Origin of the sequence: Mesorhizobium sp. Primo-A (assembly GCF_003997175.1) — a bacterium.
GTDB classification, from domain to species: Bacteria; Pseudomonadota; Alphaproteobacteria; order Rhizobiales; family Rhizobiaceae; genus Mesorhizobium; species Mesorhizobium ciceri.
The window spans coordinates 430907-444460 of sequence record NZ_RZTG01000004.1 but is presented as its reverse complement, the minus strand read 5'-3'; the positions used below and the strand labels follow the sequence as shown (position 1 = coordinate 444460).

Annotated in this window: 11 protein-coding genes; 7 read left to right on the top strand and 4 right to left on the bottom strand. The window is 62.7% G+C overall.

Annotated features, from left to right (window positions below):
- Positions 1–3 precede the first annotated feature (3 nt).
- From xdhC to uraH, 4 genes are all read right to left on the bottom strand, one after another.
- Positions 4–885, bottom strand: coding sequence for a xanthine dehydrogenase accessory protein XdhC (gene xdhC, locus EOC83_RS10370; RefSeq protein ID WP_063169824.1), 882 nt, complete (start codon positions 883–885; stop codon positions 4–6).
- 74 nt (positions 886–959) lie between these two features.
- Positions 960–3314, bottom strand: coding sequence for a xanthine dehydrogenase molybdopterin binding subunit (xdhB, locus tag EOC83_RS10365; protein WP_063169823.1), 2355 nt, complete (start codon positions 3312–3314; stop codon positions 960–962).
- Positions 3314–4795, bottom strand: coding sequence for a xanthine dehydrogenase small subunit (gene xdhA, locus EOC83_RS10360; protein ID WP_063169822.1), 1482 nt, complete (start codon positions 4793–4795; stop codon positions 3314–3316). The genes xdhB and xdhA overlap by 1 nt, the downstream gene beginning before the upstream one ends.
- Positions 4796–4798: 3 nt before the next feature.
- The gene (gene uraH / locus EOC83_RS10355) at positions 4799–5173 is read right to left on the bottom strand and encodes a hydroxyisourate hydrolase (protein WP_013528242.1); all 375 of its coding nucleotides are present in this window, start codon (positions 5171–5173) and stop codon (positions 4799–4801) included.
- A 203-nt stretch (positions 5174–5376) separates the two neighbouring features.
- Between uraH and puuE the strand changes: the two genes are divergently transcribed.
- The 7 genes from puuE to EOC83_RS10320 all read left to right on the top strand — a co-directional run bounded on the left by puuE (position 5377) and on the right by EOC83_RS10320 (position 13547).
- Complete coding sequence (puuE, locus tag EOC83_RS10350) at positions 5377–6795, top strand: allantoinase PuuE (RefSeq protein ID WP_063169821.1); 1419 nt, start codon at positions 5377–5379, stop codon at positions 6793–6795.
- Positions 6796–6805: 10 nt separating this feature from the next.
- Positions 6806–7669 carry a bifunctional allantoicase/(S)-ureidoglycine aminohydrolase gene (locus tag EOC83_RS10345; RefSeq protein ID WP_024501939.1) on the top strand — a complete coding sequence of 288 codons (864 nt, stop codon included), beginning with the start codon at positions 6806–6808 and terminating at the stop codon, positions 7667–7669.
- A complete protein-coding gene (locus EOC83_RS10340) occupies positions 7666–8172 on the top strand; it encodes an ureidoglycolate lyase (protein ID WP_013528245.1) in 507 nt (168 codons plus the stop codon). Before EOC83_RS10345 ends, EOC83_RS10340 begins: the two co-directional genes overlap by 4 nt.
- Complete coding sequence (locus EOC83_RS10335; RefSeq protein WP_013528246.1) at positions 8169–8762, top strand: nucleoside deaminase; 594 nt, start codon at positions 8169–8171, stop codon at positions 8760–8762. Before EOC83_RS10340 ends, EOC83_RS10335 begins: the two co-directional genes overlap by 4 nt.
- 82 nt (positions 8763–8844) lie before the next feature.
- On the top strand, positions 8845–10830 hold the full coding sequence (locus tag EOC83_RS10330) for a CocE/NonD family hydrolase (protein ID WP_063169820.1): 1986 nt from the start codon (positions 8845–8847) through the stop codon (positions 10828–10830).
- 154 nt (positions 10831–10984) lie between these two features.
- Positions 10985–12571 (top strand): ABC transporter substrate-binding protein, encoded by a 1587-nt coding sequence (locus EOC83_RS10325; RefSeq protein ID WP_063169819.1) that lies wholly within the window; start codon positions 10985–10987, stop codon positions 12569–12571.
- Between the two features lie 16 nt (positions 12572–12587).
- Complete coding sequence (locus EOC83_RS10320) at positions 12588–13547, top strand: ABC transporter permease (protein WP_013528249.1); 960 nt, start codon at positions 12588–12590, stop codon at positions 13545–13547.
- Positions 13548–13554 lie beyond the last annotated feature (7 nt).

Sequence of the window (13554 nt, the reverse complement as noted above, 5' to 3'; positions counted from 1 at the left end):
AGCTTAGCTTGCCATCACCTTGCCATGCGGAATTTGATGGTCGGCATTTAAGGCTGCGTTGTGATTGACCAACGCCGTCATGATCTCGGCCGCAGCCAGCGCCGCGATGACCTGAGGGCGCTTGTCCTTGACGGTGTCGCCGCCAATTGGCGAGACGAGGCGGGCAAACTCGGCCTGGCTGCCGTCCGCCGATTTCAGGAACCAGGTCCTGAACGTCGCTTTCTTCGTCTTCGAGCCGATCATGCCGACATAGGCGGTGTCACCGCGTTTCAGCGCTTCCGCGACGATCAGGAAATCCAGCGCATGATCGTGGGTCAGGATGGCGAAGGCGGCGCCGGCGGGGGCATTCCGCACCATCGCTTCCGGCATAGCTGTCAGCCGTGTCTCGATGGTTTCGGGCATGCCTTCCAGTGCTTCGGCCCGCGTCTCGATGACGACGCCGTGCACGGGAAGAAGTGCGATCGCCGATGCCAGCGCCTGGCCGACATGGCCGCCACCGAAGATGTAGACGTACGGCAGGTGCGCCTCTTCGGCTTCGGCGGCCGCAACCAGGTCGCCGGCAAGCGCAGCATCGACGAGCCGGATCAAGACTTCGACGCGCCCGCCGCAGCATTGGCCGATCTCGGGACCCAGCGGGACGTCTAGGGTGGCGCAGACTTCGTCAACCTCGATGCGGGCTTCTTTGCCCAACATCTGCCTGGCCTTGTCGATCGCCATATATTCGAGCTGACCGCCGCCGATGGTGCCAAAGATCGCCGTCGGCGAGACGAGCATGAAGGCGCCCTTCTCGCGTGGCGTCGAGCCTTTTGTTCCGGCCACTTCGACCACGGCAACCCGACCGGCGCTGGCGAGAAAGGCTTTCAGGCTTTGCACTTTCGAGTTCATGGTTCACGTTCCCGAATGGGAAATATAGGTTTTTTCGGCCCGGATTGCACGCATTGCCGACCCTGGGGCCGGATTCAGGCGCCGGCCTCTTTCTTCAGCCGCTCGATCGCCATCAGAACCCGCTCCGGGGTCGCCGGAGCATCGAGGCGCGGGCAGATCCTGTTGTCGGCGACACTGGCCACCGCGTCCGATAGCGCATGCAGCACCGACATGCCGAGCGGGAACGGCGGCTCGCCGACCGCCTTGGAGCGGTGGATGGTTGGCTCGCCGGCTTCCGGCCAGTCGGCCAAGGTGACATTGAAGATCTTCGGCCGGTCGGAGGCGAGCGGGATCTTGTAGGTCGACGGTGCATGCGTGCGCAGCCGGCCCTTGGCGTCCCACCACAGTTCTTCCGTCGTCAGCCAGCCCATGCCCTGGATGAAGCCGCCTTCGATCTGGCCGATATCGATCGCCCGGTTCAGCGAGCGGCCACAGTCATGGAGAATATCGGTACGCTCGACCATGTATTCGCCGGTCAGCGTGTCGACCGAGACTTCCGAGCACGAGGCGCCATAGGCGAAATAATAGAAGGGGCGGCCCTCGCCCTTGTCGCGGTTCCAGTGGATTTTCGGCGTCTTGTAGAAACCAGCCGCCGACAGCTGGATGCGGGCCATATAGGCCTGCTTGACGAGGTCGGCGAAGGCGATTTCCTGGTTGCCGATACGCACCCGGTTGGGCAGGAACAGCACCTGATCACGCGGCACCTGATATTTTTCGGCGGCGAAATCGGTCAGCCGATCCTTGATCTGGCGCGCGCCATTCTGCGCCGCCATGCCGTTGAGGTCGGAGCCGGACGACGCTGCCGTAGCCGAAGTGTTCGGCACCTTGCCAGTCGTTGTCGCGGTGATCTTCACCTGGTCGAGATCGATCTGGAACTCTTCCGCCACCACCTGCGCCACCTTGACGTAGAGGCCCTGCCCCATCTCGGTTCCGCCATGGTTCAGGTGCACCGAACCGTCGGTGTAGACATGCACCAGCGCGCCGGCCTGATTGTAATGCGTGGCGGTGAACGAGATGCCGAACTTGACCGGCGTCAGAGCCAGGCCCCGCTTGATGAAACGGCTGTTGGCATTGAAGGCCGATATTTCACGCCGCCGCCGCGCATAGCTCGCGCTTTGCTCAAGCTCGGCGACGATGCGCTGGATGATGTTATCCTCGACCGTCTGGTGGTAGGGCGTGATGTTGCGGCCCCCCTCGCTACTGGTGCCGTAGAAATTCTTCTTGCGGATTTCGAGCGGATCCTTGCCGACGGCAAAGGCCACCTCGTCGATGACGCGCTCGGCGCCGACCATGCCTTGCGGGCCGCCGAAACCACGAAAGGCGGTGTTCGACACGGTGTTGGTGTAGAGCGGCGCCGACTGCGCATGCACAGCCGGCCAGAAATAAGTGTTGTCGCAATGGAACAGCGCGCGATCGGTTACCGGGCCGGAAAGGTCCGACGAAAAACCGCAGCGCGCCGCGAACATGAAATCGACGCCGAGGATGTTGCCCTCGTCATCGAAGCCGACCTCGTAATCGACGAGGAAATCATGACGCTTTCCGGTGGCGATCATGTCGTCGTCGCGGTCGGGCCGGATCTTCACGGCGCGGTGGTGCTTCTTCGCGGCGATCGCGGCCAATGCGGCAAACTGATTTCCCTGCGTTTCCTTGCCGCCGAAGCCGCCTCCCATGCGGCGGATTTCCACCGTGACGGCATTGCTCGGCACGCCGAGCGCATGGCTGACCATGTGCTGGACTTCGCTTGGATGCTGGGTCGAGGAATAGATGGTGACGTCCTGATCCTCGCCAGGAACGGCCATGGCGATATGGCCTTCGAGGTAGAAGTGTTCCTGGCCGCCGATGCGCATTCTTCCCTTTAGCCGGCGCGGCGCCTGACGGATCGCCGTAGCGGCATCGCCGCGCTTCAGAGTGAGAGGCGGCGTGACGAGCTTGTCCTTCTTCGGATCGAGCGCGCCGATGTCGGTGACGAAAGGCAATTCCTTGTATTCGACCTTTGCCAATCTTGTGGCGCGGCGCGCCTGCTCGCGAGTTTGCGCAATAACGCAGAAGATAGGCTGGCCGTAGAATTGCACCTTGCCGTCGGCAAGCACCGGCTCGTCGTGGCGGCCGGTCGGCGAAATGTCGTTTTCGCCCGGCACGTCACTGGCCGTCAGCACGTCGACAACGCCGGGCGCTGTACGCACCGCCGAGAGATCCATGCTGGTGATGGTGGCATGCGTGGCACCGGAAAGCCCTAGGCAGCCATGCAGCGTGCCTGATGGTTCCGGCATGTCGTCGATGTAGACGGCGGTACCGCTGACATGTTTGTGCGCGGAATCGTGGCGCTGATCGGTGGCGACGCCGCCAGCGATCTTTTCAGCCTTGAGGTTGGGGGCAGCGTGCTTGTTCATCATGCCGCCTCGTGCCTTGAAACCTGGACCGGCTCTCTGGTGCCGCTGCTCTCGGCAAAAAAGCGCAGCAGCAGGTTTTTCGCTGCCAGGGCGCGATATTCGGCCGAGGCCCGCATGTCGGTCAGCGGGGTGAAATCCCTGGCATATTCGGCCATCGCCGCTTCAACCGTCTGTTCGGTCCATGGCTTGCCGAACAGCGCTTTTTCGACGGAAGACGCCCGCTTCGGCGTCGCCGCCATGCCGCCATAGGCGATGCGCACCTCCGCCACCGTGCCGTCCTTGGCCAGATTCAGGAAAAACGCGCCAAGGGCCGCGGTAATGTCCTCGTCGCGACGCTTGGTGATCTTGTAGACGGCAAACTTCGTTTCCTTGGCCGGCACCGACACATGCACGGCCTCGACGAATTCACCCGGCTGCCGATCCTGTTTGCCGTAGGCGATGAAGAAGGTTTCCAACGGGATCGTCCGCTGCTTCTTGCCCTTGCGCAAGGTGAGACTTGCGCCAAGCGCGATCAATGGCGGTGGCGTATCTCCGATCGGCGAGCCGTTGGCGATGTTGCCGCCGATGGTGCCCATGTTGCGCACCTGTTCGCCGCCGATGCGATCGAACAATGGCCCCAACGCCGGGATGCGCTTCGCCAATGTCGCGAAGGCGTCAGTGTAGGTGACGCCGGCGCCGATCGAAATGACGCCCTTGTCTTCCGAGATGGTGCAAAGCCCGTCGAGATCGCCGATGAAAATGGCCGGTGAAATATCGCGCATGTGCTTGGTCACCCACAGGCCGACATCGGTCGAGCCGGCCACGATGGTAGCGCCGGGTTCCTTGTCCAGCACGGCGGCGAAATCGTCGACATCGGCCGGCACGACCAGCCGCGCCTTGCCGGTTCCGATCTCGACCCGGGCGCCGTCACGCATGGCCTCGAGCCTCGCGGTGATCGCCTTGCGTTCCGTGGCCAGCGGGTCCTTTGCCGCCTTGCCGTAGCTGGAGATGGCATGCGCGGCGCGCATGATCGCCTCATAGCCGGTGCAGCGGCAGAGATTGCCTTGCAAAGCTTTTTCGACATCCGCGTTCGAGGGATCAGGCGACTTCATCCACAAGCCATAGAGCGACATGACGAAGCCGGGCGTGCAGAAGCCGCATTGCGAGCCGTGGAAATCGACCATCGCCTGCTGCACCGGATGCAACTGGCCTGGCCCGCCACGCAGATGCTCGACCGTTACGACGTGTGTGCCGTCGAGCGAGCCGAGGAAGCGGATGCAGGCATTGACGCTTTCATAGACCAAGCCGCCCTCCGACAGCTTGCCGACCAGCACGGTGCAGGCACCGCAGTCTCCCTCGGCACACCCTTCCTTGGTGCCGCGCAGCGAACGGTCGAGCCGCAGCCAGTCGAGCAAGGTCGCGTCGGGTGCCACCGACGAAAGCGCCACATCCCTGCCATTGAGAATGAAGCGGATTTCGTTGCGGATGCTAATTTTGGTCATGCCTCAGCTCCCCCTGTAGGTCGAGTAACCGTAGGGCGAGACCAGCAGTGGCACATGATAATGCACAGGCTCGGCCATGCCGAAGCGGATCGGTATCACATCGAGAAAGGCCGGTTTCGGCAGGCTCAACCCCTGCTGGCGCAAATAGTCGCCGGCGGCGAAGACCAGTTCGTATTCGCCGGTGCGGAATTCCGCGCCGGCGAGCAGCGGCTTGTCGCAACGGCCGTCGGCATTGGTGAGAACGGTCTTCAGATGTGTCCGCGCCTTGCCCTCGAGGTGATAGAGCGCGATCGACAGTCCCGCCGCCGGCTTGCCGGTCGCCGTGTCGAGGACATGGGTCGTCAGACGCCCGCCGTCGGCTTTCGACGTTTCTGCCATTGGCCGCCTCCCATTTCCGGTACGAGCGAATTGGCCCGGTACGGTCAAGTATCAACAGTGAATTGTGCGCCAATTAAAGGCGATGCATAAGTCCCGGTCGAGCGGAGTGCGACAAAAACACTTTCAAAAATTTTCGGGGGAATGCGAGAAGCACCCTTTCGATATTCTGATCATACTTCGGGCCGTGCCCGGCGGGAGGGACGATGCGTTACAGCAGAGACATGCGTGGCTACGGAGCCAATCCGCCGGACCCGAAATGGCCTGGCGGTGCACATGTCGCCGTGCAGTTCGTCGTCAATTACGAGGAAGGCGGCGAAAACTGCGTGTTGCATGGCGACAAGGCGTCCGAAGCCTTCCTGTCGGAAATCGTCGGCGCGGCACCCTGGGTGGGTCAACGCCACTGGAACATGGAATCCATCTACGAATACGGCGCCCGCGCCGGCTTCTGGCGGCTGCTCCGGCTGTTCACCGAGTCGCAAGTGCCGATCACCTGCTACGGCGTCGCCACAGCGCTCGCCCGTTCGCCGGATCAGGTAGCGGCCATGCAGGACGCCGGCTGGGAGATCGCTTCGCACGGCTTAAGATGGATCGACTACCGCGACCACAGCGCCGAGGATGAGCGCCGCGACCTCGAGGCGGCGATCAAGCTGCACTACGAAGTGACCGGCGCGCGCCCGACCGGCTGGTATACGGGTCGCACATCGATCAACACGGTGCGGATTGTGGCGGAAGAAGGCGGCTTCGACTATGTGTCGGACACCTATGACGACGAGCTGCCGTACTGGTTCGAGCATGAGGGCGGCGCGCAGCTCATCATCCCCTATACGCTCGACGCCAACGACATGCGGTTCGCCACGCCGCAAGGTTTCAACTCGGGCGACCAGTTCTTTGCCTATTTGAAGGACAGCTTCGATACGCTCTATGCCGAGGGCAAGGCCGGCCGGCCACGCATGATGAACATCGGCCTGCACTGCCGCCTCGTCGGGCGGCCGGGCCGGGTGGCGGCGCTGAAGCGCTTCGTCGACTATGTGAAGTCGCACGACAAGGTCTGGCTGGCGAGGCGCATCGACATCGCCAAGCACTGGCAAGAGGTCAATCCTTATCAACCGGCGGCACTCCGCCCATCGAAGATGGAATTCGAGACCTTCGTCCACACTTTCGGCGGCGTGTTCGAGCATTCGCCCTGGATCGCCGAACGCGCCTACGAACTGGAACTAGGCCCGGCGCATGACACTTCGGGCGGCCTGCACAATGCGCTTTGCCGTATCTTCCGCTCCGCCAGCGAAACCGAGCGGCTTTCGGTGCTCAACGCCCATCCCGACCTTGCCGGCAAACTGGCCAAGGCCAAACGGCTGACGGCGGAATCGACCAGGGAACAGGCCTCGGCCGGCCTCGACGCGCTGACCGACAAGGAGCGCGAACTGTTTTCCAAGCTCAACGCCGCCTACGTCACCACCTTCGGCTTCCCTTTCATCATCGCGGTGAAGGGAAAGACGAAGGGGGAAATCCTGGCGGAGTTCGAGGCGCGCATCGGCAACAGCCGCGGCGTCGAATTCGAGACCGCCTGCAAACAGGTCGAGCGCATCGCGCTGCTCCGCCTCAAGGACATGCTTCCGCAATAGGTTTGAAACCATGGATACGATCAGGATGCCCGAGCGAACCTATTACGCGCCACATGGCGGTCATTCCGGCCAGAACGAGCTTCTGACCGGCCGCGCCGTCTTCACTGAGGCCTATGCCGTCATTCCCCGGGGTGTGATGCAGGACATCGTCACCAGTGCGTTGCCGTTCTGGGACGAAACCCGCGTCTGGATCTTGTCGCGACCGCTATCGGGTTTTGCCGAGACGTTCTCGCAATACATTGTCGAGGTCGCGCCCGGCGGCGGCAGCGATCGGCCGGAACCCGATGCCGGCGCCGAAGGCGCTCTGTTCGTGGTCGAAGGCGAACTGACGGTTCTGCTTGCCGGCAAGACGCATGTGTTGCGGCCCGGCGGCTTTGCCTTCCTGCCGCCGGCCAGCGGCTGGACGGTTCGCAACGAAAGCAGGGCCGCCGTGCGCTTCCACTGGATTCGCAAGGCTTACGAGGTGGTCGACGGTCTCGATGTGCCGGAAGCCTTCTTCACCAATGAGCAGGAGATCGCGCCAACGCCGATGCCCGGCACCGAAGGCCGCTGGGCGACGACGCGGTTCGTCGATCCGGCAGATTTGCGCCACGACATGCACATGACCATTGTCACGCTGGAACCCGGCGCGGTCATTCCCTTCGCCGAGACCCATGTCATGGAGCACGGTCTCTATGTGCTGGAGGGTAAGGCCGTCTACCGCCTCAACCAGGACTGGGTCGAGGTCGAGGCCGGCGACTATATGTGGCTGCGCGCCTTCTGCCCGCAGGCCTGCTATGCCGGTGGCCCGGGTAAATTCCGCTATCTGCTCTACAAGGACGTCAACCGGCACGCCAAGCTCGGCGGCGCCGGCATCGCAAGGCGCGCGCTGTGACCCGTATCGTCGCGCGGCCGCTGACCCGCGAGGGCTTTGCCCCCTTCGGCGATGTCATCGACATGGGCGGCGACAACCACTACCCGATCAATGGCGGCAGGGCCGAGCGCTATCATGATCTGGCTACCGCCGAAGCAACCGGTCCGAACGCCCGCGTGCTGATCTCGATGGTGCGCGGCACGCCCTACGAATTGCCCCTGAAATTGAGCATGGTCGAGCGCCATCCCTTCGGCAGCCAGGCCTTCATCCCGCTCTCGCCGCGCCCCTTCCTGGTCGTCGTCTGCCATGACGGGGAGCAGGGGCCGGGCGAGCCGCATGCCTTCATCACCGCACCCGGACAAGGCATCAATTACCGGCGCAATCTCTGGCATGGCGTGCTGACGCCGCTCGGCGAGGCTCAGGACTTCCTGATCGTCGACCGTGGCGGCGATGGCTCCAATCTCGAAGAGTTCCATTTCTCGCACGCCTACGAGATCCACTTGCCCAACGAGAGCCTCCTGTGACCGATATTTCACTGATCGACCGCCTGCTCGATGTGATCGAGCACGACATCGTGCCGAAGACGGCCGACGGCGTTACCTATGGCAACAAGCTGTTCGGCGCGGCGATCCTGCGCAAGGACGACCGTTCGCTGGTGCTGGCTGAAACCAACAACGAGATGGAAAACCCGCTCTGGCATGGCGAGGTCCACTGCCTGAAGCGTTTCTACGAAATGCCCAGGGCTGAGCGCGTCGATACGAAAGACGCCATCTTCATCGCCACGCACGAACCCTGCTCGCTGTGCCTGTCGGCGATCACCTGGACCGGCTTCGATAATTTCTACTATCTGTTCAGCCACGAGGATTCGCGCGACAGCTTCGCCATCCCGCACGACCTGAAGATCCTGAAAGAGGTCTTCACCCTCGATCCCGGCGGCTACAATGCCGAGAATGCCTACTGGAAGAGCTTTTCTATCCGCAGGCTGGTGCGAGCGTTGCCCGAGGCAGAGCGGCGACGGCTGGAGACCCGTATCGGCGCGATTTCGGCGCGCTACGATGAATTGTCCAACATCTATCAGGCGAACAAGGACGATAACGATATCCCGCTGAACTGACGCGGATTGACCAGCCGAATTCGTTGGCTGGCCCACGACGCGGCACGGCAGGCTCCATCATCTGGCGATCCTGGAGCATGCCATGAAAACCGTCACCGAATTTGCCCGCAAAATCGTCGAATTCCCGGACATGGGCATCGTCATGCCGGATGGCTGCCGCCTGTCGGCGCGGGTGTGGATGCCGGAGGATGCGGGCGACGATCCGGTGCCTGTCATCCTAGAGCATCTGCCCTACCGCAAGCGCGACGGCACCATCTTTCGCGATCAGCTGACGCATCCTTATTTCGCCGGCCACGGCTATGCCTCGATCCGCGTCGACATGCGCGGCAATGGCGATTCCGAAGGGCTGATGGACGACGAATATTCCGAGCAGGAATTGCAGGACGCCTGCGACGTCATCGCCTGGGCGGCAAGCCAGCCCTGGTGCAACGGCAATGTCGGCATGATGGGCATTTCCTGGGGCGGCTTCAACTGCCTGCAGGTGGCGGCCAAGCGGCCGCCGGCGCTGAAAGCGGTGATCAGCCTGTGCTCGACCGTCGACCGCTATGCCGACGACATCCACTACAAGGGCGGCTGCCTGCTGATCGAGAATTTCGGCTGGGCCTCGACCATGCTGTCCTACTCGTCGCGGCCGCCGGATCCGCTTTTGGCCGGCGACAACCGGTGGCGCGATCTGTGGCTGACCCGGCTGGAGAACCAATCCTTCCTGGCGCCGCTGTGGCTGAAACACCAGCACCGTGATGCCTACTGGAAGCGCGGCTCGATCTGCGAGGATTTTTCCGCCGTCAAAGCCGCCGTGCTGTCGATCGGCGGCTGGCATGACGGCTACCGCAACACCGTCTCGCATCTGGCGACCAACATCCAAGCCCCGGTCAAGGGCATCGTCGGGCCATGGATCCACAAATACCCGCACTACGCCGGGCCCAAGCCTGCCATCGGCTTCCTGCAGGAGGCCTTGCGCTGGTGGGACCGCTGGCTGAAGGGTGTCGACACCGGCGTCGAGGCCGACCCGGCCTACCGCGCCTATGTCATGGACAGCGTGCGTCCGGCGCGCTGGCACCCCGAGCGTCCCGGCCGTTGGGTGGCGGAGCAGGAATGGCCCTCGCCAACCATCAAGATGCAAACGCTCGATCTGATCTCCTCAACGGAAAAACCCGCCATCATCGCCTCTCCGCAAAGCTGCGGCCTGGCCGGCGGCGAGTATTTTCCCTTCACCTTCGGTCCCGAACTGCCCGGCGACCAGCGCCCCGACGATGCGCTGTCGGTGTGTTTCGACCAGCCGGAACTCAGCGAGCCGATCGACATCGTCGGAGCGCCGGAGGTCGAGCTGCGGCTGTCCTCTGATCGTCCGCAGGCCAACATCGCGGTCCGGCTTTGCGATGTGCATCCCGACGGCGCCTCGGAGTTGATCTCCTATGGCGTGCTCAATCTGACGCACCGCAATTCGCACGAATTCCCCGAGGCGCTGGTGCCGGGCGAAACCGTCTCGGTGCGCGTCGTGCTCGATCAATGCGCCTATCGTGTGCCGGCCGGCCACCGGCTGCGTGTTGCCGTTTCGAACGCCTATTGGCCTGCCATCTGGCCGTCGCCGGAGCCGGTCCAGCTCACCTTGTCGACGGCGACGCTCAATTTGCCGCTGCGGCCGCTGGCGACAGGCGACGAAGTAACGTTCGCCGAGCCGGAAGGTGCCACCCCCTGGGCAACAGAGACGATCCGCGCCGCCAATTCAGAGCGTCATGTCGATCGTGATGAGAAGACCGGAATGGTGACGCTTTCCATTGTTGACGATTTCGGCGAGGTGCGCGATCTCGCCCATGGCCTCGCCAATGGCAGCATCGCCCGCGAGACCTGGACGATCCATCCCGACGATCCGCTGTCGGCCTCGGGGAAGACGCACTGGACGCAGACCCTGTCGCGAAACGGATGGTCAGTACGCACCGAAACGACAGCCGAAATGCGATCGGACGGGCAAAACTTCAGCGTCAGCGCCAGAATCGAGGCCTATGAGGACGAAACCCTCGTCTTCGAGCGCAATTTCGAGGAGAAGGTGCCGCGCGCGTTTCTTTGAATGCCGATTTCATTGGTCCAATTGCGACGTACGATTTACGCCACGGCATGTCGCATTCGGTCTTGCTTACCGCTTTCCCTTGCGGTCATTATTCTCCTCACAAGAAACAAGAAAAACGACCGCAGAGTCGAACCAACAGAGTGAGGAACTCAAAATGTCGAACGAACTGGAATTTCTTAGCCGGCGTGTCGCGTCGGGCAAACTGAGCCGTCGTGATTTTCTCGGCCGGGCGGCGGCGCTCGGTATCTCCGCGCCCTTCGCCACCTCGCTGCTTTCAAGCGCTGCACGCGCGGCAGGCCCGGTCAAGGGCGGCACACTGAAGGCCGGACTTGTCGGCGGCGAATCCACCAACAGCCTTGATCCGGCACTGTTCATGACTCAGGTGCCGTTCGCCTTCGGCAAGATGTGGGGCGAATTGATTGTCGAGCTTTCGCCGGAAGGCAAGCTCGAGAACCGCATCGCCGAGGAGATCGGCTCGTCGGACGACGCCAAGGTGTGGACGCTGAAGATCCGCGACGGCGTCGAATTCCACAACGGCAAGACAGTGACCGCCGAGGACGTGGCCGCCACACTTGAGCGCCATTCCGACGAGAAGTCGAAATCCGGCGCGCTCGGCTACATGAAAGGTATCGAGACCATCAAGGCCAGCGGCAAGGAAGTCGTGCTGACGCTGAAGGAGGCCAATGCCGATCTGCCCTATTTGCTCAGCGACTATCACCTGATCGTCCAACCAAATGGCGGCAAGGACAAGGCTGACGCAGGCATCTCGGCCGGTCCTTACAAGGTCACGACCAATGAGCCCGGTGTGCGCCATGGCGGCGAGCGTTTCGCCAATTACTGGCAGGGCGACAAGATGGGCCATGCCGACCAGATCGAGATCATCGTCATCAACGATGCGACAGCGCGCACGGCCGCCCTGCAGGGCGGCCAGGTCAACGTGATCAACCGCGTCGAGCCGAAGATCGTCGACCTGATCAAGCGCCTGCCGGGCGTCACCATCCGCAACCACGCGGGTCCTGGCCACTACGTGTTCATCATGCATTGCAACACGGCGCCGTTCGACAACGCCGATTTGCGCATGGCACTGAAGCTGGCCATCGACCGCGAGGAAATGCTGGACAAGATCCTGCGCGGCTACGGTTCGCTCGGCAACGACTTCCCGATCAATGCGTCCTATCCGCTGTTTACCGAGATCGAGCAGCGCAAGTACGATCCCGACAAGGCCAAGTTCCACTTCAAGAAGTCCGGCCACGACGGCGCCGTCCTGCTGCGGACCTCGGACGTCGCTTTCCCGGGCGCCGTCGATGCATCGCAGTTGTTCCAGCAGAGCGCGGCCAAGGCCGGCATTCAGATCGAGCTGAAGCGTGAGCCCGGCGACGGCTATTGGAACGAGGTCTGGAACAAGCAGCCCTTCTGCGCGTCCTACTGGGGCGGCCGCTCGACCCAGGACCAGATGTACTCCACCGCTTATCTGTCGACCGCCGACTGGAACGACACGCGTTTCAAGCGTCCTGACTTCGACAAGATGGTGCTGGCGGCGCGCGCCGAGCTCGACGAGACCAAGCGCAAGCAGATGTATCATGACATGGCTGTCCTGGTACGAGACGAGGGCGGCCTGATCCTGCCGATGTTCAACCAGTTCATCGACGCTACCGGCGCCAAGGTCGGCGGCTGGGTCGACGATCCGCATCAGGAGCTGATGAACGGCTACGCGCTGGCGAAGTGCTGGCTCGAAGCCTGAGCTTGGCCTTGCGGATATGTCCTCACCCATCTTGAAACTGGTGGCCCAGCGCGTTGCGCTGGGCATTCTGCTCTTGTTGGCCGTTTCGGTCCTGATCTTCGCCGGCACCCAGATCCTGCCCGGCGACGTCGCGCAAGCCATTCTCGGACAGTCGGCGACGCCGGAGTCGCTTGCCAATCTGCGCGAGCAGCTCGGACTCAACCAGCCAGCCTATCTCAGGTATTTTCATTGGCTGGGCGGCGTGCTGACCGGCGATCTCGGCACGGCCATGTCGAGCGGGCAGGACATCGCCACGTCGATCAAGGGACGGCTGTGGAACACGCTGTTCCTCGCCTTCTGGGCGGCGATCGTCGCCGTGCCGCTGGCGATCATCCTCGGCCTGATCGCGGTGCGCTACCGCAATGGCTGGGTCGACAAGCTGATCTCCGGGCTGGCGCTGGCCTCGACCTCGTTTCCCGAATTCTTCATCGGCTATGTGCTGGTCTATTTCTTCGCCGTGAAATGGCAGATATTCCCCGGCATTTCGACCGTCTATGACGGCATGCCTTTTGGCGAACGGATGCAGGCGATCGCCTTGCCGGCGACGGCGCTGACGCTGGTCGTGCTCGCCCACATGATGCGCATGACACGCGCGGCGATCCTCAATGTCATGCAGTCGGCCTATGTCGAGACGGCGGAACTGAAGGGCCTGTCGGCCTTCAACGTCATCCGCAAGCACGCCTTCCCCAATGCCATCGCGCCGATCATCAATGTCGTCATGCTCAACCTCGCCTACTTGATCGTCGGCGTCGTCGTGGTCGAGGTGATCTTCGTCTATCCGGGCATGGGACAGTATCTGGTCGACCACGTCACCAAGCGAGACGTGCCGGTGGTGCAGGCGGTCGGCCTGATCTTCGCCGCCGTCTATATCAGCCTGAACATCATTGCGGACATAGCGGCGATCGTCGCCAATCCGCGTCTCAGACATCCGAAATAGGGGGCGG

Coding starts and splice junctions, on each gene's coding strand:
- EOC83_RS10345 (WP_024501939.1), top strand. CDS start 6,806: ATGGATACGATCAGGATGCCCGAGCGAACCTATTACGCGCCACATGGC.
- uraH (WP_013528242.1), bottom strand. CDS start 5,173: ATGGCAGAAACGTCGAAAGCCGACGGCGGGCGTCTGACGACCCATGTC.
- xdhA (WP_063169822.1), bottom strand. CDS start 4,795: ATGACCAAAATTAGCATCCGCAACGAAATCCGCTTCATTCTCAATGGC.
- EOC83_RS10320 (WP_013528249.1), top strand. CDS start 12,588: ATGTCCTCACCCATCTTGAAACTGGTGGCCCAGCGCGTTGCGCTGGGC.
- puuE (WP_063169821.1), top strand. CDS start 5,377: ATGCGTTACAGCAGAGACATGCGTGGCTACGGAGCCAATCCGCCGGAC.
- EOC83_RS10325 (WP_063169819.1), top strand. CDS start 10,985: ATGTCGAACGAACTGGAATTTCTTAGCCGGCGTGTCGCGTCGGGCAAA.
- xdhB (WP_063169823.1), bottom strand. CDS start 3,314: ATGAACAAGCACGCTGCCCCCAACCTCAAGGCTGAAAAGATCGCTGGC.
- xdhC (WP_063169824.1), bottom strand. CDS start 885: ATGAACTCGAAAGTGCAAAGCCTGAAAGCCTTTCTCGCCAGCGCCGGT.
- EOC83_RS10330 (WP_063169820.1), top strand. CDS start 8,845: ATGAAAACCGTCACCGAATTTGCCCGCAAAATCGTCGAATTCCCGGAC.